Origin of the sequence: Streptomyces sp. R302 (assembly GCF_012927245.1) — a bacterium.
GTDB lineage: Bacteria > Actinomycetota > Actinomycetes > Streptomycetales > Streptomycetaceae > Streptomyces.
The window spans coordinates 152,834-177,171 of record NZ_JABBGE010000006.1 but is presented as its reverse complement, the minus strand read 5'-3'; the positions used below and the strand labels follow the sequence as shown (position 1 = coordinate 177,171).

General features: G+C 67.7%; 22 protein-coding genes and 2 pseudogenes. 15 read left to right on the top strand and 9 right to left on the bottom strand.

The genetic code is table 11. The features are described 5' to 3' along the window. Positions 1 to 54: 54 nt before the first annotated feature. Complete coding sequence (locus tag HHL19_RS19915; RefSeq protein WP_169091497.1) at positions 55 to 1,338, bottom strand: site-specific integrase; 1,284 nt, start codon at positions 1,336 to 1,338, stop codon at positions 55 to 57. A 22-nt stretch (positions 1,339 to 1,360) separates the two neighbouring features. Then, positions 1,361 to 1,549, bottom strand: coding sequence for a helix-turn-helix domain-containing protein (locus HHL19_RS19910; RefSeq protein ID WP_169091495.1), 189 nt, complete (start codon positions 1,547 to 1,549; stop codon positions 1,361 to 1,363). Positions 1,550 to 2,295: 746 nt separating this feature from the next. On the opposite strand from HHL19_RS19910, the gene HHL19_RS38175 reads away from it, so the two are divergent. Together HHL19_RS38175 and HHL19_RS19905 are read left to right on the top strand one after the other, a co-directional pair. Next, the gene (locus tag HHL19_RS38175) at positions 2,296 to 2,427 is read left to right on the top strand and encodes a hypothetical protein (RefSeq protein ID WP_277349165.1); all 132 of its coding nucleotides are present in this window, start codon (positions 2,296 to 2,298) and stop codon (positions 2,425 to 2,427) included. A gap of 26 nt (positions 2,428 to 2,453) precedes the next feature. Next, complete coding sequence (locus tag HHL19_RS19905; RefSeq protein ID WP_206324894.1) at positions 2,454 to 2,846, top strand: DUF3761 domain-containing protein; 393 nt, start codon at positions 2,454 to 2,456, stop codon at positions 2,844 to 2,846. Between the two features lie 182 nt (positions 2,847 to 3,028). Here the strand turns inward: HHL19_RS19905 and HHL19_RS19900 are convergent, their stop codons facing one another. Beyond that, on the bottom strand, positions 3,029 to 3,223 hold the full coding sequence (locus HHL19_RS19900; protein WP_169091491.1) for a hypothetical protein: 195 nt from the start codon (positions 3,221 to 3,223) through the stop codon (positions 3,029 to 3,031). Positions 3,224 to 3,368: 145 nt separating this feature from the next. Here HHL19_RS19900 and HHL19_RS19895 point away from each other — a divergent pair, with 145 nt between their 5' ends. The 6 genes from HHL19_RS19895 (at position 3,369) to HHL19_RS19870 (ending at position 11,042) form a co-directional block, all read left to right on the top strand. Then, positions 3,369 to 4,490, top strand: coding sequence for a helix-turn-helix transcriptional regulator (locus HHL19_RS19895; protein WP_169091489.1), 1,122 nt, complete (start codon positions 3,369 to 3,371; stop codon positions 4,488 to 4,490). A 104-nt stretch (positions 4,491 to 4,594) separates the two neighbouring features. Then, complete coding sequence (locus HHL19_RS19890; RefSeq protein WP_169091487.1) at positions 4,595 to 5,239, top strand: uracil-DNA glycosylase; 645 nt, start codon at positions 4,595 to 4,597, stop codon at positions 5,237 to 5,239. Positions 5,240 to 6,599: 1,360 nt separating this feature from the next. Further along, on the top strand, positions 6,600 to 8,369 hold the full coding sequence (locus HHL19_RS19885) for a phage/plasmid primase, P4 family (protein WP_169091485.1): 1,770 nt from the start codon (positions 6,600 to 6,602) through the stop codon (positions 8,367 to 8,369). Between the two features lie 14 nt (positions 8,370 to 8,383). Then, the gene (locus HHL19_RS19880) at positions 8,384 to 9,028 is read left to right on the top strand and encodes a hypothetical protein (RefSeq protein ID WP_169091483.1); all 645 of its coding nucleotides are present in this window, start codon (positions 8,384 to 8,386) and stop codon (positions 9,026 to 9,028) included. Positions 9,029 to 9,039: 11 nt separating this feature from the next. After that, complete coding sequence (locus tag HHL19_RS19875; RefSeq protein WP_169091481.1) at positions 9,040 to 9,279, top strand: hypothetical protein; 240 nt, start codon at positions 9,040 to 9,042, stop codon at positions 9,277 to 9,279. Between the two features lie 899 nt (positions 9,280 to 10,178). Beyond that, complete coding sequence (locus HHL19_RS19870; RefSeq protein WP_169091479.1) at positions 10,179 to 11,042, top strand: polysaccharide deacetylase family protein; 864 nt, start codon at positions 10,179 to 10,181, stop codon at positions 11,040 to 11,042. A 73-nt stretch (positions 11,043 to 11,115) separates the two neighbouring features. Here HHL19_RS19870 and HHL19_RS19865 read toward each other — a convergent pair whose 3' ends face one another. Further along, entirely contained in the window at positions 11,116 to 11,778 is a 663-nt protein-coding gene (locus HHL19_RS19865) for a class F sortase (RefSeq protein WP_169091477.1), read from the bottom strand. A 415-nt stretch (positions 11,779 to 12,193) separates the two neighbouring features. On the opposite strand from HHL19_RS19865, the gene HHL19_RS19860 reads away from it, so the two are divergent. Then, positions 12,194 to 12,679, top strand: coding sequence for a hypothetical protein (locus HHL19_RS19860; RefSeq protein WP_169091475.1), 486 nt, complete (start codon positions 12,194 to 12,196; stop codon positions 12,677 to 12,679). A gap of 124 nt (positions 12,680 to 12,803) precedes the next feature. Here HHL19_RS19860 and HHL19_RS19855 read toward each other — a convergent pair whose 3' ends face one another. The 3 genes from HHL19_RS19855 to HHL19_RS19845 all read right to left on the bottom strand — a co-directional run bounded on the left by HHL19_RS19855 (position 12,804) and on the right by HHL19_RS19845 (position 15,023). After that, complete coding sequence (locus tag HHL19_RS19855) at positions 12,804 to 13,364, bottom strand: hypothetical protein (protein ID WP_169091473.1); 561 nt, start codon at positions 13,362 to 13,364, stop codon at positions 12,804 to 12,806. A 164-nt stretch (positions 13,365 to 13,528) separates the two neighbouring features. Next, the gene (locus HHL19_RS19850) at positions 13,529 to 14,293 is read right to left on the bottom strand and encodes a DUF4239 domain-containing protein (RefSeq protein WP_169091471.1); all 765 of its coding nucleotides are present in this window, start codon (positions 14,291 to 14,293) and stop codon (positions 13,529 to 13,531) included. An 82-nt stretch (positions 14,294 to 14,375) separates the two neighbouring features. Beyond that, entirely contained in the window at positions 14,376 to 15,023 is a 648-nt protein-coding gene (locus HHL19_RS19845; protein WP_206324978.1) for a hypothetical protein, read from the bottom strand. Positions 15,024 to 15,589: 566 nt separating this feature from the next. Here HHL19_RS19845 and HHL19_RS19840 point away from each other — a divergent pair. Beyond that, complete coding sequence (locus tag HHL19_RS19840; RefSeq protein ID WP_169091469.1) at positions 15,590 to 16,402, top strand: SAM-dependent methyltransferase; 813 nt, start codon at positions 15,590 to 15,592, stop codon at positions 16,400 to 16,402. Further along, a complete protein-coding gene (locus HHL19_RS19835; protein ID WP_169091467.1) occupies positions 16,399 to 18,576 on the top strand; it encodes an EAL domain-containing protein in 2,178 nt (725 codons plus the stop codon). The genes HHL19_RS19840 and HHL19_RS19835 overlap by 4 nt, the downstream gene beginning before the upstream one ends. 146 nt (positions 18,577 to 18,722) lie before the next feature. On the opposite strand, the pseudogene HHL19_RS37450 reads toward HHL19_RS19835, so the two are convergent. Next, positions 18,723 to 19,091, bottom strand: a pseudogene (locus tag HHL19_RS37450) (potassium transporter TrkA); the annotation flags it as partial. Between the two features lie 105 nt (positions 19,092 to 19,196). Between HHL19_RS37450 and HHL19_RS19825 the strand changes: the two are divergent. Continuing rightward, positions 19,197 to 19,740: pseudogene (locus HHL19_RS19825) on the top strand (response regulator transcription factor). A 4-nt stretch (positions 19,741 to 19,744) separates the two neighbouring features. Here HHL19_RS19825 and HHL19_RS19820 read toward each other — a convergent pair. Continuing rightward, the gene (locus HHL19_RS19820) at positions 19,745 to 20,653 is read right to left on the bottom strand and encodes a LysR substrate-binding domain-containing protein (protein WP_169091463.1); all 909 of its coding nucleotides are present in this window, start codon (positions 20,651 to 20,653) and stop codon (positions 19,745 to 19,747) included. Positions 20,654 to 20,750: 97 nt separating this feature from the next. Here HHL19_RS19820 and HHL19_RS19815 point away from each other — a divergent pair, with 97 nt between their 5' ends. The 3 genes from HHL19_RS19815 to HHL19_RS19805 are packed head-to-tail and all read left to right on the top strand — an operon-like array spanning position 20,751 to position 24,213. Continuing rightward, positions 20,751 to 21,530, top strand: a complete 780-nt coding sequence (locus tag HHL19_RS19815; RefSeq protein ID WP_169091461.1) for a succinate dehydrogenase — start codon at positions 20,751 to 20,753, stop codon at positions 21,528 to 21,530. A gap of 2 nt (positions 21,531 to 21,532) precedes the next feature. Further along, positions 21,533 to 23,473: a fumarate reductase/succinate dehydrogenase flavoprotein subunit gene (locus tag HHL19_RS19810; RefSeq protein WP_169091459.1), complete on the top strand. Its 1,941-nt coding sequence runs from the start codon at positions 21,533 to 21,535 to the stop codon at positions 23,471 to 23,473. After that, positions 23,470 to 24,213 (top strand): succinate dehydrogenase/fumarate reductase iron-sulfur subunit, encoded by a 744-nt coding sequence (locus HHL19_RS19805; RefSeq protein ID WP_169091457.1) that lies wholly within the window; start codon positions 23,470 to 23,472, stop codon positions 24,211 to 24,213. The genes HHL19_RS19810 and HHL19_RS19805 overlap by 4 nt, the downstream gene beginning before the upstream one ends. Positions 24,214 to 24,338 lie beyond the last annotated feature (125 nt).

Here is a 24,338-nt window from a genome sequence, read left to right as displayed (position 1 = left end):
CCATTGGTCATGATAAACAGCGGTCACTTCGCTGACCTGCAACAACGGTTCAGATCAAAGCTGAGAGGTCACATCGGGGTCACACGACAGGTCCCCGATGCCCTCTTCCACCGCCGCGCGGGTGGTGTCCGCGTCGTCCTTCCACAGGTGCACGTACGTGTCCAGCGTGATGGATGCCTTCGCGTGACCCAACCTCTTCTGGACGGTCGGGACGTTCTCACCGTACTTGATCAGCAGTGAGGCGTAGAAGTGCCGCAGATCATGAACGCCCGTTCCGTCCGGAACCCGCAACGGTGACCCATCCTTTGCGAGTTGGGCATTGGCCCGCTTGATGATCTGCGCCCACTGCCGATTCCAGGAGCTACGGCGTACAGCCTTCCCGTTGTCCCGGAACACGAGGTGAGCCTTCCGCTCCACAGGCTTACGCGGGTCGGTCTTGTCCCACAGGAGCACGGGCACGACAGGGAAGCGTTCAAGATGAGTCTTGATCGCCGCCACCGCGTTGGAAGCCAGCGGCACCGTACGCACACTGGAATGCGACTTGGGTGACGTGAGGTAGGGAACTCCCCTTGCGGGGGAGGCGAGTTGCTGAATAACTCGGATCTCCCCCTTGTGGAGCTCGACGGCGTCGAGCTCCAATCCGAGCAGTTCCCCTATCCGCAGACCGCTGGCGGCGGCTACGAGAACGAGGGAACGGTGCTGTTCGGGTGCCGCTGCGATCAGTGCGGCCACGACTTCTTTGGGCAGCGGGTGAACCTCGGGCTTGGGTATCGCCGGAAGCTTCACGCCATCACATGGGTTACGGGCTATTACGCCGTCCTGTACTGCGGTACGGAATACGGTCTTCACATAGCCGAACGTGACCTTCACCGAACTGGGCTTGAGGATCTGCGACCGGTCCTTGACCCATGACTGTAGGTCGCTCCGCTTGATCGCGGCTATCTGTCGGTTGCCCAGAGCGGGGTAGGCGTGCTTCCCGAGTAGCTGCGCCGCATTGTCGGACGTGGACGGTTTGTGGATCGCGCCGTCCAAGTAGCGCTCCGCCACCGCGCGGAAGGTCTCCTTTCCGGCCTGCGGGTCTATGTAAGAGCCCCGGGACATGTCCGCCTGTATGGTCGCGGCCCGCTTGTCGGCGTCGCTCTTGCGGTCGAAGTTCTCTTTGTGCTGTCGGCCGTCATGGTCCCGCCAGCGAACTTGCCAGCGCATGCCGATGTTGTGGCAGTCGGATGCGTAAAGGTTCCGGGCCTTGGTCGAGTGCTCACAGGAAGTGAGGGAAGCGGCGCGTTCTTTCGAAACCCGCGAAAGGTGCCAGCGGTCATAAACTTGAGTTTTGCTCATGGTGTTGCCTTAGTGCAGAAAATCAGTGATCAATGGCAGTCTGTGAGTGATTCAGCCAATCCTCGACATCGCGCGTCCGATAACGCGTGAGTGCACCGACCTTTACAGCCTTCGGACCTTTTCCCTGATACTTCCAATTGTAAAGAGTCCCGGCTGAAATTCCCAGGAATTCGGCAAGTTCTTCTGTGCTCAATAGGGCGGATTCCGGCATGGGTGAGCTCCGGTGGTGTCTAGTGAACTTCCCCCTACCTGAACATTACGCGTGACGGCCTGTGTTGAAACCGGGTTGGACGTGCCCGGGCTCGATCATTTCCTGACGGCCACGCAGAGTCATGAGTGTGATGCACTGCGTGCCGCGAGATATCTGTTTGCGCTATCCAGATTTCTGATATCAAGCCAGCGGAAGCGGTTAAAGGTATTCCGCTATTCGAGACGCTATTTGAGACAAACGAAAACCCTCCCGAATCGGCAGCGGGAGGGCTTCATTGGCGGGTTGACCTGCATATATTCCACAGAGAGGGGGCGGGTGTCGTTGGCGTGGGGTCGGTACGTGCCTATGGCCCTTTGGGCGTCGCTATCCGGCCCAACAGCTCGACGTGAGCAGAAGCAAGAGGAATGCGAGGAACAGGAGAGCGGCACATCCACCGATTGTGGACACTATCCGGTCTGTTTTGGGGTCCTGAACGCCTGCCCACAGGACGAGGCCGCACCGAGGGCAACGCGAGTTGCCCAATGGTCCCCAGTAGGTAATCGACTTCTTGCAGCGTCCGCAAGTGATGCTGTGCGGCCGAGTGTGATCTTCCCTGGGCATGGGCCCGAACGGTACTGGTACCACCGATGCTCCGTCGAGTGGCAGGCTAGGTCACCAGAGCGAGGGAGGGCGAAGGTGTGAGTGAGTCCTACTGGGTCGCCGCTCAGGGTGACGCCGTGCACCGGTCCAGAGAGTGTCCGGGGCTGGTGTCTGGGCAGCAGGGCAACGAGGCGAAGGGCATCGCGTCCCAGGGTTTGATCGAGTTCAGCTCGCAGGCTGAGGCCATCGAGCGGACCGCCGAGCACCGCATGTGCCGACACCCGAAGTGCGCGCTGTGAGCATGCGATCCGCGACCCAGCGGGCCGTGGAGATTGCGAAGAAGGTTTGGCATGGGTTCGGCATGGTGTGTGCGGGGCTCTTCGCGCTCGGGTTTCCAGCGCTGATCATCTTCGGGATCATCGATGGGATCAAGCGCGACGAACAGGAGGAGCGCGAGAGGCAGGCCAGACTGGCGTCGGTGCCGTCAGCGGCACCCGCAACACGTACGCCGATCAGGTGGACGTACGACGGGGCTGTCTGTGCAGACGGGACGCTGTCCTTCTCCATCGGCAAGCAGGGTGCGTGTAGCCACCACGGGGGAGTAGCCAGACGCTGGACTGCCACAGATGGCACGCACATCATCTGCCGCAATTCCCCGCCCCGCACTCAAGAGCAGGTTGATCGGCAGATGGCAAAGTTCGGTCGCATCGTTTGTTAGCTACGGTGACAGGAGCACTGGCACTTGCGGACGAGCAGAACCGACCCGCCGGAGTAAGGCAGGGGTACGTCCTGGGTCTGTCGGCACATCTTGTGAACGTCCTGGTAGTCCGAGCGTTGGGCGAGCCGGCACTCGACGGAGCGGGTGCGTTGCCCATTGTTCGTGGACGCGGCCACGGGCCGTCAGCCCTTCGGGCAGGCGACGTGCCGGTACACGACCACGGACGTGCCCGAGCCGCTGGACAGCGTTCCTCGCCGCACCCGCTCAAGCGGCCCGATGGGCTTCATACACGCCGGGCAGGTCTCGCCGCTGGGGGCGTAAGTCGTGTACTCCCACTTGCTCGCGTCGGTCTCGTTCTCGTCGGTCTTGGCTGCCATGCCGTCCGCCTCCCACAACGTTGCCTCAGGCTTTGAGCGTGGTCTAGCGCGAGTGCTGGAGGTAGGGGCATCCGTAGGGGCAACTTCCACTTGACCAACTGCCCTTGACCCCTCCATGCCCTGTTGTGGGGGCATGATGGGTCTCATGTCGATCGGGGCTTTGATCAAGGATCTGCGTACGGCACGAGGCTGGTCTCAGGGCCGGTTGGCGTCGGAGATCAACGACGCCTTCGACACGAACCTTGACCGGGAGTACGTGAGCCGCTGGGAACGTTCGAAGGTGACACCAGGGTCGTTCTACCTCCGCTGCCTGGCCGCCGTGCTCGATGTTCCCCTATCCGTGCTTGAGGACGATGTGAAGCGACGTACGTTCCTGACCGACACCGCCGGGGCCGCCATAGCCCCTCTCGTCGCCTCCGACCTCCTCTCGGCAGGGTTCGCCGCCCGGCTTGCTGGCGGGCCGGCCGTGGACGACTGGGAGGCCAAGCTAGCCACGTACGGCACCGACTACATGTCCATGGGGGCCGCCGACATCCAGCGCCGTGTGTCGCGTGAGCTTGTGGTGGTCCAGCAACAGTTGGACCATCCACGCCTGTGGTCGGTCGCGTCCCGGCTGATGACCCTGTACGCGAAGACGTTCCCAGGGGCCGACGGTTCCAAGGCGGTGCACTGGTACCGCATGGCCGCACAGGCGGCGGACGAGTCCAGAGACATCGACGCGCAGGTGTGGGTGCGGGGCCGTGCCGCTATCGCTCTCGGCTACGAGGGGGCCTCCCTGGGAGTTGCTGATGTACTGGCCGACCAGGCACTAGCCATCGGCTCCGACAAGCCGTCCCTGGGCCTGCTGAACGCGATCTACGGCAAGGCTCATGCCGCCGCGCTCCGTGGAGACCACCGGTCTGCCCTTGAGCTGGACGCCATGGGCCGCCGGATCTTCGACAACGCCGGGAGCTACGAACAGACCAGCGACTACGCCGTGCCGTGGTGGCGGCTGAACGTGTTCCGGTCCCTCTTGCTGGCGAGGCTCGGTGACGAGCACGGGGCCGTGGGCGCTCAGGACGCGGCCCGGGCCGAGCTGCCCGCCGAGCTCCCTCGGTTCGCGACGCACCTTGAGCTTCACCGGGGCCTCATGCTCGCCCGATCCGGGGACCGCGCTGGGGGTGTGGCCTACGCCCAGGCCGCCATGGACGCACTGCCCCCCGAAAAGCACAGCCTGACGCTACGCATGCTGCTGAGTGAGGTAGCCCTTCCGACGACCTCAGAGTAAGTCGACCCCTGGCCGGGCCGCAGTTCCGATCGAGCGAGCAGTGTCAGACCTGCCCGTTAGGGTGCCCTGCGACGGTGTCGACTGGTGTTGGAGGAAGCGAAGTCATGGCAAGACGGATGCGTGAAGAGGCGTTCCGAGTGGAGCAGGAGCAGGGGCGTTATGCGCCTCATGTCCGTCCGGTCAATGAGATGGTCGATGCCTTGCGCGACAAGGACGGGCGTGGCTGGATGCCGCATGTCGCCCCCTGGCACGGAGGGGCGGAGGCCCGTGTCCTGTCCGTGCTGCGGGACCCGGGACCCAAGACGCAGGAAGGCATCGGCTCGGGATTCTTGTGCGTGGAGAACGACGATCCGACGGCGGAGCTTCAGGCGCAGATCTTCGAGGAGGCCGGGATAGCGCCACGCGATGTGACGCCCTGGAACGCATACCCCTGGTACATCAACCGCTCCCCGAGCGCGGCTGAACTCCAGGCGGGTGCCGAGGTCCTGAAGCAGTTGCTGGGGCTGATGCCGAAGACACAGGTCGTGCTCCTTCAGGGCAACGAGGCCCAGGACGTCTGGCGCCGCCTGCTCAAGACGCACCCTGATGCCGTCCGCGACAGGACCCTGGAGGTAGTCAGCACCTACCACCCCGGTCGACAGGCGCTCTTCGTACGGGACCCGGAGGAGCGCGCTCGCCGCGCACAGCACCGAATCGATTCCTACCGGAGGGTCGGTGACGCGCTTCTCAAGGGAGACGGGACCCTGTAGCGCAATATCCCCCGAAGGCTCGATCTGTGGAATCAGGTCGGGCCTTCGGCCTGACAAACCGTCCCGGGACTCCACAGCCGGCGAACGCACCCCGTGACGACAAGGGGACTGCCCGCTATGTCCGGGATGTGAGGTTTAAGTTGTTCCGTCCCGTGGGTAAGAGCCACTGCACAACCGCATAGCGGAACAGATCAATCAAGATCCAGCGGCATAACCATCGCCAGCACCTTCCCCTGTGTCACCGGCCCGTGGAGCCGGAGCACCGATGCCCCTGTACTCAGACACAGGGGCATTTTTTGTTTTCCTAATTTTGGATTGAAGAAGAGAGAAGAATTTAAATGCACGTCGAAAGCGAGAATACACCTCCCGAACCGTTCCGTCTTTACCGTGTTGAACAAGAATGGTGTGCTGTGTGCCTTCGGGCTACCGACACGGGCATCAAGTTCCGAGGTGAGGCGGAGTGGCAGATTGCTGGGCTCGTTCGGCTTGGTGTCGGCATTGTCGAGGCGCAGGTGATGATCCAGAACTACTGCCGCGAACGTTACGGTAGCCCGCCGGGTAGGGTGCGCAGGGGTGTCCTCGACTGGGCCATCGTTCGTGTCTGCCGCGACTGTGCGCGGAAGGCTGGGCCTCCATTCCCGGAGCCGAGGCGTGTGGGATCTGGGTCGCTCCCGGGTGTCGCCCAGAAGCCTCGTTTCTATTCTGCCTTCCAGTCTCCCCAGGATTCCTAGGGCCCCGATCTATCTCAAGATCATGTTGTGCTTATGTTGTGCTTTGTTGTGCCGGGCACCACAACAGCGTTTCCGCAGATCGGGAGCCCAATTGGAGATCGTGTTGTGCTGTTGTGCTTACTTCTCAACAAGAGTGCAGAAAAAGAAAATAGGAGTAAGAGTGTGCAAGGTGGGGGCGAGTTGGCGAAATTAGCACAACAGCACAACATGATCTTGACAAACCGCCCTTGACCTGCGGTTTCGATGTTGTGGTGCATCCGCAACGAGAAGCGCAATAAAGTGCAACGCGGCGCAATGTGGTCCTTGGGGCGAGGGGAATTCTCGCATTGCGGCCAGACCGTGCCAGAGATATCCCTCCCCGATAGTTTCGTATTGAAATTATCCGAGAATTGTGATAAGATTAGAAAAAGGTTGCGATATTCGCAACCTTCTCGAAGAAAGGATTACTGGAATGACGACTCTTTCGCGGGGATTTGCTTTCCCCGATGAACTCTTCGAGCGGCTAAAGGCCGTCTCGGATCGAGAGGACCGGTCCATGTCGAGCATTGTCCGTGTAGCTGTGAGGAAGCATCTGGACGAGCTTGATACCGCACACTGGACGCCATCTACCGCGAACATCGGGCCGCATCGTGACAGCGCCTAACGGAGAGGTAGAGGAGTTCCAGTTTACGGCGCTGGGAACGTTTGAAGATCATCATGATGCCGTGGATAAGTATGGCCCCGTGCCGTACCTTCCCGGGTCACCGCGCGTATACGAGGAGTGGCGCAAGTCGCACGGGATCAATGAACCCCTCGTCCCGGATGACGGAAGCCTTCCCGATGTCGGTTACGCAGTCGTGGAGCTGGACGCCAAAGGCTTCTCTCGGGAAGAGATCTTCTGGGCGCTCCACAAGCACCCGAAGGAGCCTGGATACAAGGGCTCCTACTTCCTGTGGGACGATATCAACACGATCCTTGATCTCCACGCGATACTGAAGAATTCTCCTGGGGCGCGCTACTCCTTCGATGTGCCCGGCATGTACAGCCGTCTCATCTACCAGCATGGTGATGACTTCTGTTACGTGAAGGAGCGTAATTCCTGGGCTTCCTACTCGCCGCGCGAACAGGTTTGGTCGTTCGGCAAGGCGCAGGAGGTGGTTCGGCATCATCTAGTCGACGTGGTCCACAACTTGGCGTTGCGGGAGGACCGCGAGTTCGGGACCGCGAACGAGAAGATCCAAGGCGCATGGCAGGGTTTCAAGCGGCGTGCCAACTCAAGTAACGCCCTGATCAACTCGACTCTTGAACGGCTCGACCCCAATACGCCATCTGTGGACGGGAAATACCCAAACGCTCTAAGCGTGAAGGACTTTGACTCTGCCACCGACGTGCTGCCATTCGCCAACGGGCTTGTGTGCATGGGCACTGGAGAGATTCGACACTACGAGCGGGACGACAAAATCAGCAAGAAGCTGTCGTTCGAGTACGCCCCTGAAGCGGAGTGCCCGGAGTGGGAAGCGTTCCTGGAACGGGCGCAGCCTGACCCTGAAGTTCGCAAGTACATCCAGCGGGTCGCGGGTTACTCGGCACAGGCTCTCACCTCTGAGAAGCTCTTCTGGGTTCATGAGGGTGTCGCTGACGCCGGTAAGTCCACGTTCGTGGAAGTCCTGTCCAACACCCTCGGGCCTTTTGCTCACACCCCGGACAAGGGGTTGTTGCAGGCTGCTGGCGATGAGCGTCCCGAGAAGAAGCCCAACTTGGTGGGACGTCGGATGCTAATCGTAGATGAGTGGCCGTCAGGGACTCGTCTGAACATGGCGCTTGTGAAGTTGATTTCAGCAGGTGGCAAGGACAACGCCCGCCATCTCTACGGTCTCGACTTCGAGTTCACGCATACGGGGAAGCTGCACTTCGCTACCAACGTCCCCATCCGCTTGGAGCTGGACTCCGGGTTGATGCGCCGTCTTGTGGTCATCCCGTGGACACGGCCGGCCTCGGCTTCTCAGCGGGCCGCAGCCGCGGAGCTGACCGGCGGGATGGACCTTGGATCATGGTTTATCAACAATGAGCGGTCAGGGATCGCCAACTGGTTGATCCGTGGCTATCAAGACTGGCGGAAGTACGGCCTTGGGGACAGGCCAGAAGTCGTAGCAGAAGCTACGGATCGGTATCTCCACAATGACCCCGTCCAGAGCTACTTCCTGACGCATTGGGAACGGACCAATGATCCGGCGGACAAAGTCTTCACCAGTGATGTGTACGACCACTATGTGAAGGTCTGCCAGGAGACTGGCCAGGAACCCGTGAGTGATCGTGAACTGACCAAGAAGCTTAAGGGTCTCCAAGTTGAGCACAAGAGAGCCATCCGGATCGGTGATGTGAACCGAGCCGGTTTTGTTGGAATCAGGCCGCAGGAGTGAAGGAGACGGAGCCTATGACGGAGAGAAAGAAGGCTGTGAGCCAGGAAGAACTAGACAAGATCACCGTGCCGGTGACTGCGCCGGAGGGCTTCACGTGGCCATGGGGAGCCGATCACCGGCCTGTGTGGCTCACGGTGCCGGGAAGTCCTGTAAGTGGCCTGGAAGTCCACTCAGACGGCACGGTAAGGGTGAATCCGGCCGTGCCCTACCCGCCGCATCTGGCGGACGAGTGGCTCAATAAATTCAATGCGGAAACAGGCAACTATGCAACGTATCTGGTGATGGGCAGTGAAGATCACCGGTACGACAGATGGATGCTGGTCTATGCGGCTATGACGAGTACTGGCCTGGACGTGATCAGAGCTTCCGGCCTGACCGTCGTCCGGGAAGATCCGACTCGGCATGACCACTGGACGAACCTCCTCGGACTGACCACCCCAAAAGAGCCGGGTCCGGAAGCGCTACCGGACCCTGACTATGCCAACTCCTGTGAAGGGCACGTGCATTCAGACTGGTACAAGAATTCGCTCGATGGTGGAAAGCGCCTGGCGGGCGTTGAGTGTCACCTCCCTGATGGTGAGCGGGTAAAGAAGAGCAGTGGCGGAGTCAGGAAGGTGACTCATAAGCCGAGTTCAGGGGAGACCCAGACCTACAGATAAGGAAGCTGAGCATGACTAAGAAGTATGTTGACCCTCGGAAGAGGGAAGTTGAGCAGTACCCATTTTCGTATCTCCAAGAGCTGTCTAAGGAAAACCCAGCGCTCCTTGCTGAGTTGAGGGAAGCGGGTCACTTTGCCCAGGCAATCGCGGAACATCTAGAGGAGCGGGCCGCCAGTAAGACCTACACGCGAAGAAAGGGCGCGGGCCCGGATGATATGAAACGGTGGAACGAAGAGAATGGGCCATCGTAGAAGACCGCAGGGTCCACTGTCAGGAGTTGCTGACGGCATCGAGTTCGATGAACGTGGCTATCCACTTGAGTTCCCGGATGATTGGCCCGGCGGCGGAAGGGTGAAGCGGTGCTGTCACTGTGGTCGTCACAAGCCGATGCAGTGCTGGACAGAGTTTGCCTGGCGGAATCGCGGGCAGTATTGCCGCAGTTGTAGAATCGCCGACTCGCGTGAGAGGAGAGCCAAGAAGGCGAATCCCTAGTCAAGATTGAAGTAGGCCACGGCAGTTCCTACTAGGACTGTCGTGGCTTCCGTATGCTTCCGTCGTTGCGATATGTGAGGCGTTTTTTCGTCTCGCGAGGTGCCACCGCCCCAAACGATCATGGGACTCAAAACCTAAATCACCTCAAACTTAAAAGGTGTAGGGGCCCCCTTTCGCGTGGATTCTTTCGATGGGTTTCATCTTTCGATTTGAAGTCGAGATCGCATCGAGCTTTCTCGATTTCATGGAAACGGTCGATCCTGAGACCTTCGATCTTGTCTCGACACTCTGCGACCGCGACGGACTGTGTGAAACAAACGACTCGAATTGAACGAAACGATCATGACCTCGAATCCTCACCCTCAACACCCCACCACAACACCCACACTGAGACCTGATCGATTCCCTGATCCCTCTGTTGCGAGTTGTTTCAACCGAAACCGAAGGATCGGTCGGTGATCAACAACCCTCGAAGATCACGACGCCGCATGACCCGCACCGCGACCCGACTCGCTCCAAGATCACGAGGTCACATCAGGGGTCACATGACGACGCGAGACCCGAGGAAACCGAGTGAGACGGGATGAACCCTCGTATGCAGGTCAGACAGGGTGTGTCGGAGAACCCGCAGGTATCGGGATTAGCTACAACATTAGTCATGAAAAACGATCAGCTGCCCACCGGTCGGAGGTCGGTACTGCGCCTGGCCGCCGCCCTCGGCGTCACCGTCACCGCCGGGGCGCTCGCCGTCGACCGGCTCGGAGCCCTCGACGACACCGCCGCCCCGCCCCCCGGCGGGCCCCGCGCCGCGGGACGGCCCGCCGCCGGCCCGCCGGCCGCCGCGCCCCGGCTGCGCCCCTCCGCGTACCGGCTCCAGCCCATGACCGCGTACGCCCCCGCCGCCCGGCCCCGCGCGCTGCCCCCGGTCCGCCGGCGGCCCTTCCTCTCGCTCACCGGCGTCGGCCGCTCCATGGTCCTCACCTTCGACGACGGCCCCGACCCCCGCTACACCCCGGCCATCCTGGAGACCCTGCGCCGCTACGACTGCCGGGCGATGTTCTTCGTCTGCGGCGAGATGGCGGTCGAGAACCAGGACCTGCTGCGGCAGATGGCCGACGACGGGCACGTGGTCGGCAACCACTCCTGGTCGCACCCGCTGGTGCCGAAGCTCCGGCCCTCCCGCATCCGGGACGAACTCGGCTCCACCAGCGAGGTGGTGGAGCGCACCCTCGGCACCGCCCCGCTCTGGTACCGGGCCCCCTACGGCGCCTGGAACCGGCACTCCTTCGAGATCGGCGCCGAGCTCGGCATGGAGCCGCTCGCCTGGACCGTGGACACCCTCGACTGGAAGGAACCCGGCAGCGACACCATCGTCCGCCGGGTCCTCGACGGCGCAGGACCCGGCGTCGTCGTCCTCTCGCACGACGCCGGCGGGAACCGCTCGCAGAGCGTCACGGCGCTGCGCCGCTATCTGCCCGAGCTCCTCGACGCCGGGTACACGATCACCGTGCCTCGGCGCTGACCGGGCGTCACACGCCGTGGGGCCCCGGGGACTTCCCCGGGGCCCCACGCGTACGTACGCACGCGCGCGTGCGTCAGCGGGAGCCGACCATCCGCGCGTACACGACCACGTTCCCGTCGTAGCCGTGGGCGCGGGTGTAGCCACCGCCGCAGGTGATCACCCGGAGCTCCGGGTGGCCGGTGTCCCCGTAGACCTGGGGGCCGGGGAAGTTCTGCTTGGAGTAGACCTCGACGCCGTAGATCTCGAAGACCGCCACCCGTCCGTCGTACCGCTCGACCTCGATGTGCTGGCCCTTCTCCAGGGAGCCGAGGCCGTAGAAGACCGCCGGGCCGCTGTTGTTGTCGACGTGTCCGACGATCACGGCGGTGCCGCGCTGGCCGGGCGCGATGCCGTTCTGGTACCAGCCGGCGAGGTTGGCGTCCTGCGGGGGAGGGGCCGCCACCCAGCCGTCCGCGTCGAGCCCCACGTCCATCACCGGGGCCGCGACGTCGATCGCCGGGATGCGGACCCGCGAGGCGGGCGCGAAGGGCAGCGCCTCGACGCCCACCGAGGCCTCGGCGGGCGGGGCGACGACCGGACGGGCCGCCGGACGGGCCGCGGCGGCCGGCTGCGGAGGGCCTCCGGCGACGTCCACGCCGTTGCGCATCATCGCGATCCCGGACAGCATGGCGAGGGCCAGGACGCCCCAGGGGTGTCGTCTCCTGCGCTCAGGGACGCGGAAGTCCTTCGGGGGCATGGTTCTCCCTTCGTGGCGACGTGTGAACGGTAAGGGCGACCGGCCACCCCCGCGCTCCGGGCGGGCCGAACGGGTACTCCCCGCCGCCGTCCGGGTGGCGGTGCGCCGGAGGAAGGCCCGCGCACCGGCCGATGCTCCGTCAGAAACCGGGCGGGCGACGGTCCTCGGACCCACTGGTCGGCCCGGGTGACGGGCCGCTGACCCATCCGAGTACTCGTCGGACAATCGTTTCGCGCGCCTCTGACCTGCGGTTGCGCCCTCCCGCGCAACTCGATCGGCGGCATCGGCGCTCACCGGACCGGCCCAGTGCCGAGGTGCAGGGAAGTGCCCGAGTTGTGATGGTTCGTCATGGAAGGCGTACTCGTCGAATCTCCCGGAGCACCGCTTCGGGGCGTCTTCCACTGGAGGTTCAACCATGCGTGCTGCACGCACTCTGGCGGTGACCGCCACCGCGTTCGCTGCGGTCGGCCTGGCCGCGCCCCTCGCCGCCGCCACCAACGGTCCCAGCAATGTCCAGGTCAGCCCCTACGACGTCCACGCGGGGTCGACGATCACGATCACCGCCAAGGGGTGCGGCCACGGTGGCACCGTCACGTCCAACGCCTTCCCGGAGACCAGCCTCTCGGTCAACTCCAACGGCCTGTCCAGCGCCATCGCCCGCGTCTACAACAACGCGACGCCCGGCAACTACAACCTCGCCGTCAAGTGCAGCGACAACTCCCGTGTCGTCACGCACCCGTTCCGCGTCCTCGCGGGCCGCGGCGCCCAGGGCGGTCTCGGCGGTTCGCTGGCGCCCAGCTCCACCGAGATGGCCATCGGCGGCAGCCTGGTCGCCGCGGCCGCGCTCGGCGGCGGTGTCTTCGTCCTCCGCCGTCGCCGCATGACCGGCACGAGTGCCTGACCGGCCGAACCTCCCGGTCGGCCGACCGTGCCCGCCGCCCCCGCGTTCCGGAAGGGACCCGGGGGCGGCGGGCTGTCCGGCACCCCCTCGGGACCCTTCCGGAAGACGGGACCGGCGCCCCGGCTCAGTGCCGGCGCTCGCTTGTACGGCGCCGGATCGCGTACGCCGAACCGGCCGCCGCGACCAGCACCAGGGCCGTACCGGCCGCCAGCGTGCCGGGTCCGACGGAGCTCTGCGAGCCGCCGAGGCCGCCCTGCACCCCGCGCGGGGTGAGCAGCACCGTCGAGCGGGCGGTGGGCGAGAGCGTGGCGAGGCCGCTGATGGTCAGGTCCACGGTGTCCTGCACCCCGCCCGAGCAGTTGAACGCCACCGTGTACACGGCGCCGCGCTTGGCGTCCGCGTCCACGGTGGCGGTCACCGACGAACCGGGGGCGATCTGGACGGTGTCGAAGACGCCCGCCGTCGCCGTCGCCGTGCTGGAGCAGCCGGGGGCGCTGAGCGTCACCCGGCCGCCGGGGGAGACGAGCGAGGGGGAGACGACGAAATCGCCCGGCGCCTTCGCGCCCCGCACCCGCGGGTTCGGCGCGGGCGCGCCGTCGGCCGCGTGGGCGACGGTGACGGGGGCGGCCAGGGCGAGGGCGGCCGCCCCAAGGAGGGCGGTGGACGCGGCACGTATCGCGCGCATGGTGATTCCTCCGGGTACCGAGGGCCGGCCGCGGCGGAGTGGCCGCATGGAGCCTGCGTGCACCTCGTTGACCGAAACGCTAGGAGCGCACTACCACAGCCGCGATCCCAGACGCGCGAATGGGGCACGGGTGTCCCCCGGGCGGCCCAGCCCCGCCCGCTCGCTCAGTCGGTGACCTGCGGGAACAGATCGGTGAACGGCGCGGCGGAGTCGGCCAGGCCGCGGCCGTACGGCGCGTCGAAGTCCCAGATGAGGAAGAGCAGGAAGGCGATCAGCGCGCTGTAGAGGCCCGCGAGCAGCAGTTCGCGTCCGGTGCGCCGGATCTGGAGGGTGAAGATCAGCCCCACCGAGACCAGGGCGCCGATGACGAGGCCGAACCAGACGACCCCCGGCATGGTGTCCCCGGCGCTCTGGCCGCGGGCGCCGCGGGCGTCGTCGGCGACCATCACCTGGTCGACGAGCGGCTGGTAGGCCTGCCCCTCGAAGTCGTTGGCCGGTTCGTAGTCGGTGACGCTCCGGCGGACCTTCTGGAGTAGGGCGTCGCCCTCGGGCGTCGTGCCGCCCTGCGCGGCCTGCTGCTTGAACTCCTCGTCGACCACGTACGTGACGTACGCCTCGACGTCGGCGCGGATCCCGGTGCGGACCGCCACCGGGTAGACCTCGACGCGTTCGGAGATCTCGTGCATGGCCTGCGCCTCCTGCCGGGCCACCTCCTGGGCGGCGCCGCGCGCCTCCCACACGCCGGCGATGGCGAGGCCGAGGACGATCGCGTAGATCACGCCGATCATCATCGTCATGTACTCGATGACGTCGGGGGTCTCGCTGGGGTCGTCGTCCGCGGGGATCCGGCGGTGGTTGATGAGGACGATGGCCAGGACGACGGCGCAGGCCGCTGCCATCGCCAGGGTCAGGACGAGCCATTCGGACATGGGTGTTCGGTCTTCCTCACGGGAGTCGGGGTCGGGATGTGGTGCGGCAGGTGGAGCGTGGTGTGCTGCGGCCGGGGCCGGATCAGCGGGAGGAGCGCGGACGCAGGATCGCGGTGGCGAGGACGGCGGGCGCGACGAGGAGGAGCATCGTGGTGACGGGTGACGCGGTGCTCTTGGGCTGGGGCCTGCTGGTCCGCTGGTAGTGCGGCAGCGCGGCGGGGGGTGCGGCGGCCGGACGCGGCGCCGCCGTGCGGGCGGGCGGCGGGGCCGGGGGCGCGGGGGCCGGCGGTGCCTCGGGCGCCGGGGTGGCGGGCGCGGGGGAGGGCGACGGCGGGTCGGGCGTCGGCCGCGGTGCCGGGGTGGTGGCGGGCGGCCGTACGGGAGAGGGTGGCGGTGGGAACAGCGGCGCGGGCACCGGCTCGACGGACGGCGGCTTCGGCGCGGGCGGTACGGGCGGGCGGGACGGCACCGGTTGCTGCGGCGGCTCGGGCGGTGCGGGCGGCTTCGGCTCGGGAGGCTTGGTCGGCTTCGGCGGCCTGGTCGGCTTGGGCGGCTTCGGCGGTGGCGAGCACGCGTCCGGGCCGACGACCGCCACCGAGGTGTGCGAGCCGTTCGGCCCGACGGTGGCATAGGCGCAGGAGTCGGCGGCCGCCGGCGCGGGCGCGGCGAGGAGCCACACCAGGCCGGCGGCCGCCAGCGACCGCGTGAGAGGTGATCCGTACAGAGACACGCCGACGAGCTTGAACACACGGACGGCGAACCGGGGCCCGAATCCCGTCGGATTCCCCGGATGGTGGGGATCTTGAGATGCACCGGTTTGACGTTTCGCCGCCGACCGCCCGATCCGGAGCGAGGACGGGGACGTCGGAGCAGGTGTGGAGGGGGCGTGCGCCAGGGCATGAAATGGCCGACGGAAGCCGTCCCGGACCCCCGGTGGAAGAACTGTCCGGTTGTCGCCCTGCCGTGAATCCGCTCTCGGCTGTACGGCGTTCGGCGACGGTCGCCGACGACCGGGCCCCGGGGGGCCGACCGCCGAGGTACGGAGGGGTGCGGGAGTGCGCAACGGGCCCCGGGCGGCGGGCCGGAGAGCCGGCGCACGACCATCTGCACGTGAATGTGCACGACCTGAAGGCGTGAAGTCTTCGTTCCGAACGCACGTGCCAAAGGCGTGTGACCAAGAACGGACCGCGAATTTCCGTTTCTACTCGCTCTCTCGGCGGGCGATCAGTAGCCTCACCTCGAACACGGCCGCGAACACCGGGCCGCATCCCCCATGGCGACTTGTTGGAGACATTGATGGAGCGTCCCGCCTGGGCTCCGCCGGGTATCGACATTTCGGTACCGAGCGTGTCCCGTATGTACGACTTCTATCTGGGCGGCTCGCACAATTTCGAAGTGGACCGGGAAGCGGCCCGCAAGGCCATGGAGTTCCTGCCGGGCCTCCCCAAGATCATGCAGGCGAACCGGGCGTTCATGCGCCGCGCCGTCCGCTTCGCCGTCGAGCGCGGCGTCACCCAGTTCCTCGACATCGGCTCCGGGATACCGACCTTCGGCAACGTGCACGAGGTCGCGCAGGCCGCCGACCCCGCCGCCCGGATCGTCTACGTCGACCACGACCCCGTCGCCGTCGCGCACAGCCGGGCCGTCCTGGAAGGCGTCGACGGCGCCGTCGTCGTCCCCGCCGACCTCCGCAAGCCGGCCGACATCCTCCACAGTCCCGAGCTCACCGGCCTGCTCGACCTCGACCGGCCGGTGGCCCTGCTCCTCGTCGCCGTCCTGCACTTCCTGGAGGACACCGACCGCCCGCACGAGGCCGTCGCCGAACTCCTCGACGCGCTCGCCCCCGGCTCCCTCCTGGTCGTCACCCACGCCTCGTACGAGGGCATCCCCGTCGACGAGGAACGGGCCAACGGCACCGTCGACGTCTACCGCAGCACCCGCAGCCCGCTGGTGATGCGCTCCCGGGAGGAGATCGCCCGCTTCTTCGACGGCACCGAGACCGTCGAACCCGGCGTGGTCTCCATGCCGTTGTGGCGGCCGGACAGCCCGGCCGAGGAGGAGGATCCGTACGCCTTCTCCGGGTTCGCAGGTGTGGGGCGCAAGGCGTGATGGTGCCGTCGCAGCCGTCCGGATCCGCCGCGGAAGCCGACGGCCCGGAGGACAGACTCAGGCGGTTCGTCACCATCTGGAGCCGGGCGATCTTCCCGGTGACCGCCACCTCCCTCACCCGCGCCGAGTTCGAGGGCCACCTCCTCCCGCTCGCCCGCCTGCTGTGCGGGGCGCTGCTCGCCCGGCCCTTCGACACCGCCCCCGCCCAGCGGGCCGGCGCCGGCCTGGTCGACGCCCACTGCACCGACCCGGACGCCCTCGGCCGCAGCCTCGGCGTCGTCGACTCGTACCTCGTCCTCTACTGCGGTACGGACCCCGAGTTCGCCGGCGAGGAACTGCGGGCCCGCTGCGCCCGCCTCCAGCACGCCATGGCCACCGGCTACGCCCAGGCCCTGCGCGAGCGCACCCGCGTCGAGCAGGAGGCCATCGCCCGCTCCGCGCTCTCCGCCCGCAGCGCCGCCGAGATCGCCCTGCACGCCACCGAGAGCCGCTTCCGGGCGGTCTTCGACGGCGCCGCCATCGGCATCGGCATCGCCGACCTCGACGGCCGGATCGTCGAGATCAACGACACCATGACCCGCATGTTCGGCGGCGTCGAGGCGCACGTCCGCAGCCGCAACGTCAACGAGTGGGTCCACCCCGAGGACGGCCCGCACGTCTGGCGGCTCTACGAGGAGCTGGTGCGCGGCGAACGCGAGCAGTACCGCGTGGAGAAGCCGTACTACCGGGGCGACGGCACCGTGCTGTGGACCAACCTCACCGTCTCCCTGCTCCGCGACGCCGAGGGCCGCCCCCAGTACCAGCTCGCGCTCATGGAGGACATCACCGAACGGCGCCTGCTCCACCTGCGGCTGCGGTACGAGGCGACCCACGACGCCCTCACCGGGCTCCCCAACCGGACGCTCTTCTTCGAGCGCCTGGAGAAGGCCGTCGCCCCCGCAACGGCCGGCGAGGACGCCCGCTTCGCCCTCTGCTACCTCGACCTCGACGGCTTCAAGGCCATCAACGACAGCCTCGGCCACTCCGTCGGCGACCGGCTCCTCGTCGAGGTCGCCGACCGGCTCCAGGCCTGCGCCACCGGCCCCGGCGAGATGGTCGCCCGGCTCGGCGGCGACGAGTTCGTCGCCCTCACCACCGGCACCGACGGCGAGGGCGACGCGGTCGCCCTCGCCGACCGCATCCTCGCCGCCCTCTCCACCCCCGTCGGCGTCGACGGACGCGAACTGACCGTGCGCGGCAGCCTCGGCGTCGTCGAGGGGCCGGCCGGCGAACGCACCGCCGCCGAGGTGCTGCGCAGCGCCGACATCACCATGTACCGGGCCAAGTCCGCGGGCGGCAACCGCTTCGAGCGCGCCGACCCGGAGGCCGACGCCCGCGCCATCACCCGGCACGGCCTCACCACCGCCCTGCCGACCGCCCTGGAACGCGGCGAGTTCTTCATCGAGTACCAGCCGCTCGTCCACCTCGACGACGGCAGCGTCCACGGCGCCGAGGCCCTCGTCCGCTGGAGCCACCCCCAGCACGGCGTCCTCGGCCCCGACCGCTTCATCCCGCTCGCCGAGGACACCGGCCTCATCGTCCCGCTCGGCCGCTGGGTCCTCCAGGAGGCCGTCCGCCAGGCGCGCGCCTGGCAGCTCGACGACCCCGCCGCCGGCAACCCGCTCCGCGTCAACGTCAACCTGTCGCCGACGCAGCTCCACCACCCCCGGCTCGTCGCCGACACCGTCGACGTCCTGGAGCGCGCCGGGCTCGCACCGGGCGCGCTCTGCCTGGAGGTCACCGAGTCCGCCCTGATCGGCGCCGACGACGACCTCCTGAAGCCGCTGCGCCAACTCGCGGAGATGGGCGTCGACATCGCCCTCGACGACTTCGGCACCGGCTACTCCAACCTCGCCAACCTGCGCCGCCTCCCGGTCAGCGTCCTCAAGCTCGACCGCTCCTTCACCCGCGGCATGCAGCAGCACCCGGTGGACCCCGTCGACCTGAAGATCGTCGAAGGCATCGTCTCCCTCGCCCACAGCCTCGAACTCGCCGTCACCGTCGAGGGCGTGGAGACCGCCGCCCAGGCCGAACGCCTCCGCGAGATCGGCTGCGACACCGCCCAGGGCTGGTACTACGCCCGCCCCGGCGCCCCGGACCGCATCCACTCCCTGGTCCTCGCCGACGCGGTGTGAGCACCCGCGCGTACGGGCCCGGTCCTCCTGAGGACCGGGCCCGCCGGTAGCCCCGGACCGGCCCCGGACCGGCCAGCCGGGCCGCCCGGTCCCCCGGGGCCTTGGGAGCCCTGGGGTGGCACGGAGGCGGTCGTCCCCGGGCCCGCCAGGAGCTCCGGGAGGCCCGAGCGGGAGGCCGTCACCACGACGCGGTCGCCGGGGCGGAGCACGTACCCGGGTGGAGGTCCCACAGCAGCGCGGGCGGCTCGTCGGCCGTGTCGCCGAGGCCGGTGCTCGTGTCCAGGGCGAGGACGCGCCAGGCGCCCGAACGGAAGGCTTCCGCCACCGTGCAACCCTCCAGGTGGGGGCCGGCCCGCCACCTCGACCGCGGCGACGAGGACGACGCGGCCCTCCACCGGTATGGCGCCCAGGATGTGACGGACCGTCAACGCCGCCGCGAAGGCCGGCGCCGACAGCGTCGAGACGCTGCGGCTGCGGGTCGGGGCGTCCGGATGGGCGGCGCGCAGGGTGCCGTACGCGTACCGGTGGCGGAGCCCGTATCCGTTCCCGTTCTCGTACGGGAACCCGGAACCGATCCCTGGAGACGAGCGACGACCTCCCCCGTACGCCCGCCCGCGCGGATCCTCCTCGTCGACGACCACGCGCTGGTACGGCGCGGGGTGCGGCTCATCCTCGACGCGGAGCCGGACCTGGAGGTGGTCGCGGAGGCGGGGGACGGGCTCGACCTCGCCGTCCTGGACATCGCGATGCCCCGGATGACCGGACTCCAGGCGGCGCGCGAACTCGCCCGGCCGCGGCCCGGGCTGCGGATCCTGATGCTGACCATGGACGACAACGAGGAGTACTTCTTCGAGGCGCTGCGGTCCGACGCCAACGGGTACGTGCCGAAGTCCGTCGCCGACCGGGACCTCGTCGAGGCGTGCCGGTCGGTGCTGCGCGACGAACCGTTTCTCTACCCGGGCGCGGAGACCGCGCTGATCCGCGGCTACCTGGACCGGGTGCGCTCCGGCGCGGGGCTGCCCGAGAGGCCGGTCACCGAGTCTGCTCCACATCATCCCGAAGGCGGTGGAGCGGCACCGCGCCAGCATCCGCCAGAAGCTCGGGCTGCGCGACCGCCTCGCACTGACCCGGTACGCGATCCGGGCCGGGCTCGTCCAACCCTGAGCCCTCACCGCGCGGTGTCCAGGCCCGTCTTCCCGCGCCGCGAGGCCATCAACAGCTTCTGGAGCTCGCGGGCGGCGCGCGGCGGGGCGACGTCGCTGCGGTGGGCCAGGGCGATCGTGCGGCGCAGACCGGGCCGGGCGAGCGCGGTGACGCGCAGGTCGCGGCCGGCCCGGGCGGCGACCATGGCGGGGACGACGGCGAGCCCGAGCCCGGCGCGGACGAAGCCGAGGACCGCGTCCAGTTCGCCGCCCTCGACGGTGAACGTCGGCTCGAAGCCGGCCGCCCGGCACGCCCCCACGGTCAGTTCCCGCAGGTCGTAGCCGTGCCGGAACATCACGAGCGGCTGGTCGCGCAGGTCGGTGATCCGCACCGGGCGGCGCGGCGGCGGCGCGGAGGCCGCCGAGACCACCACCAGGTCCTCGCGCAGCAGCTCCACCGTGGTCAGCGCCGGTGACGGCGAGGGCAGGGGTAGTACGACGAGCGCCAGGTCGAGGGAGCCGCGGGCCAGCTCCCGCACCAGGTCGTGCGAGCCGCCCTCCTCGATGAGCAGCTCGATCCCCGGGTGGAGGTCGTGGAAGGCGCGCAGGACGTCGGGGAGCAGGCCGGTGCAGAGGCTGGGGGTGGCGCCGAGGCGCACCCGGCCGCGCTTGAGCTGGGCGAGCTCCTGGACCTCGCGGCGGGCGGTCTCGGTGTCGGCGAGGATCCGGCGGGCCAGCGGGAGGAGGGCCTCGCCGGCGTCGGTGAGCGCGATGTTGCCCCGGGCCCGGCTGAACAGTTCCGCGCCCAGCTCCTGCTCCAGCGCCTTGATCTGCTGGGAGAGGGAGGGCTGCGAGACGTGGACGCGCTCGGCGGCCCGGGTGAAGTGGCGGGTCTCGGCGACGGCCACGAAGTAGAGGAGCTGCTGGAACTGCATGAAGCCCAGCCTAGGGCACAGGCATAGCTTCAGCCTATGGATATCAGCCGGACCATGTCTTGGACCTCTCGGGTCCTTCGGCCCTAGCGTCGCAGGCATGGCTCTGGCACCCAGCAACGACACGGCGACCGCGAAGGGCGCGGCGGCTGCGAAGGGCGCGGCGTCCGCCCGCGAGGCGGCCCCCGCCCGCCCGCCGTCCCGCACCCCGACCCGCGGCTTCTGGTCGTCGACCATCGGCAAGAAGACCGTGATGGCCGTGAGCGGCCTCCTCATGCTCGCCTACCTGGTCGCGCACGTGGCCGGAAACCTCAAGGTCTTCTTCGGCCCCGAGGAGTTCAACGGCTACGCCCACTGGCTGCGGGTGATGGGCGCCCCGATCCTGCACCACGAGTGGGGACTGTGGCTCGCCCGGATCGTGCTCCTCGCCGCCGTCGGCGCGCACGCCGTCTCTGCGTACCAGCTCAGCCGCCGCGACATCAGGGCCCGCCCCACCCGGTACGCGCACCGGCGCAAGGGCTCCTCCTACGCCACCCGCACCATGCGCTGGGGCGGCATCATCCTCGCCCTCTTCATCGTCTGGCACATCCTCGACCTCACCACCGGGACCGTCCACCCCGGCGGCTTCGAGGAGGGCAGGCCCTACCAGAACGTCATCGACACCTTCTCCACCTGGTACGGCAACACGATCTACATCGTCGCCATGCTCGCCGTCGGCCTCCACGTCCGCCACGGCTTCTGGAGCGCCGCCCAGACCCTCGGCGTCGGCAACGCCCGGCGCGAACGCGTCCTGCGCCTCACGGCGAACCTCCTCGCGCTCGTCCTGACCGCGGGCTTCATCGCCGTCCCCGTCGGCGTCATGACCGGAGTGGTGAACTGACCATGAGCTACCTCGACTTCCGCACCGGCGACCCGATCGCCGACACCAAGGCCCCGGCCGGGCCCATCGCCGAACGGTGGGACACCCGCCGCTTCGAGGCGAAGCTGGTCAACCCCGCCAACCGGCGCAAGCACCGGATCATCGTCGTCGGCACCGGCCTCGCCGGCGGCTCCGCCGGCGCCACCCTCGCCGAACAGGGGTACCACGTCGTCCAGTTCTGCTTCCAGGACTCGCCCCGTCGCGCCCACTCCATCGCCGCCCAGGGCGGCATCAACGCCGCGAAGAACTACCGCAACGACGGCGACTCCATCCACCGCCTCTTCTACGACACCGTCAAGGGCGGCGACTTCCGCGCCCGCGAGTCCAACGTCCACCGGCTCGCGCAGATCTCCGTCGAGATCATCGACCAGTGCGTCGCCCAGGGCGTCCCCTTCGCCCGCGAGTACGGCGGACTCCTCGACACCCGATCCTTCGGCGGCGTCCAGGTCTCCCGCACCTTTTACGCCCGCGGCCAGACGGGCCAGCAGCTCCTCCTCGGCGCGTACCAGGCGCTGTCCCGTCAGATCGCCGCCGGGAACGTCGAGATGCACGCCCGTACCGAGATGCTCGACCTGATCGTCGTCGACGGCCGGGCCCGCGGCATCGTCGCCCGCGACCTGATCACCGGCGAGATCTCCACCCACTACGCGGACGCCGTCGTCCTCGCCAGCGGCGGCTACGGCAACGTCTTCTACCTGTCGACGAACGCGATGAACTCCAACGCCACCGCCGTCTGGCGGGCCCACCGGCGCGGCGCGTACTTCGCCAACCCCTGCTTCACCCAGATCCACCCCACCTGCATCCCGCGCACCGGCGACCACCAGTCGAAGCTGACCCTGATGAGCGAGTCGCTCCGCAACGACGGCCGCATCTGGGTGCCGAAGGCGAAGGGCGACACCCGCCCCGCCGCCGAGATCCCCGAGGACGAGCGCGACTACTACCTGGAGCGGATCTACCCCTCCTTCGGCAACCTCGTCCCCCGCGACATCGCCTCCCGCGCCGCGAAGAACGTCTGCGACGAGGGCAGGGGAGTGGGCCCCGGCGGCCAGGGCGTCTACCTGGACTTCGCCGACGCCATCGCCCGGATGGGCCGCGAGGCCGTCGAGGCCAGGTACGGCAACCTCTTCGACATGTACGAGCGGATCACGGCGGAGAACCCGTACGAGGTCCCCATGCGGATCTACCCCGCCGTCCACTACACGATGGGCGGACTGTGGGTCGACTACGACCTCCAGACCACGATCCCCGGGCTCTTCGCCGTCGGCGAGGCCAACTTCTCCGACCACGGCGCCAACCGGCTCGGCGCCTCCGCCCTCATGCAGGGCCTCGCCGACGGCTACTTCGTCCTGCCGGCCACCATCAACGACTACCTCGCCCGCCACCCGCAGGCCGAGCCCGTCACCGACGAACACCCGGCCGTCCGCGAGGCGCTGGCCGAGACCGAGGACCGGCTCCACCTCCTCCTCTCCGTCGACGGCGACCGCACCCCCGACTCCTTCCACCGCGAACTCGGCGAGGTCATGTGGGAGTTCTGCGGCATGGCCCGCACCGAGGAGGGACTGCGTACCGCGCTCCGCCGGATCCCCGAGATCCGCGAGGAGTTCTGGCGCCGCATCAAGGTCCCCGGCACCGGCGAGGAGCTCAACCAGTCGCTGGAGAAGGCCAACCGGATCGTCGACTACCTCGAACTCGCCGAGCTGATGTGCCTCGACGCGCTGAACCGCGCCGAGTCCTGCGGCGGCCACTTCCGCGAGGAGTCCCAGACCCCGGACGGCGAAGCCGCCCGCCGCGACGAGGAGTTCTCGTACGCCGCCGCCTGGGAGTTCACCGGTGGCGCCCCCGTCCTCCACAAGGAGGACCTCGACTTCGAGTACGTCCACCCCACCCAGCGGAGCTACGCATGAAGCTCAACCTGCGCGTCTGGCGCCAGAAGAACGCCGGCGCCGAGGGCGCCATGGTCACCTACGAGGTGGACGGCGTCTCCCCCGACATGTCGTTCCTGGAGATGCTCGACACCCTCAACGAGGACCTCATCCTGCGCGGCGAGGACCCCGTCGCCTTCGACCACGACTGCCGCGAGGGCATCTGCGGCGCGTGCAGCCTCGTCATCGACGGCGACGCCCACGGCCCGGAGCGCACCACCACCTGCCAGCTCCACATGCGGTCCTTCCGCGACGGCGACACCATCGACGTCGAGCCCTGGCGGGCCTCCGCCTTCCCGGTCGTCAAGGACCTCGTCGTCGACCGCACCGCCTTCGACCGGATCATCCAGGCCGGCGGATACGTCACCGCCCCCACCGGCTCCGCGCCCGAGGCCCACGCCACCGCCGTCCCCAAGGCGGACGCCGACTTCGCCTTCGAGCACGCCGAGTGCATCGGCTGCGGCGCCTGTGTCGCCGCCTGCCCGAACGGCTCGGCGATGCTCTTCACCTCCGCCAAGATCAACCACCTGAACGTGCTGCCGCAGGGTGCCCCGGAGCGCGAGACCCGCGTCCTCGACATGGTCGCCCAGATGGACGCCGAGGGCTTCGGCGGCTGCACCCTCACCGGCGAGTGCGCCACCGCCTGCCCCAAGGGCATCCCGCTGCCGTCGATCGCCGCCATGAACAAGGAGTGGCTGCGGGCCCGGCGCAAGGTGAGGTGAGGAGGCCTCCTTCTGCCGGGAACCGTCAGGTGAGGCGACCGGCTTCCGCCGGGAGCGATCCGGCGAGGAAGTCTCCTTCCGTCGGGAACACGCGGCGAGGAAGTCTCCTTCCGTCGGGAACACGC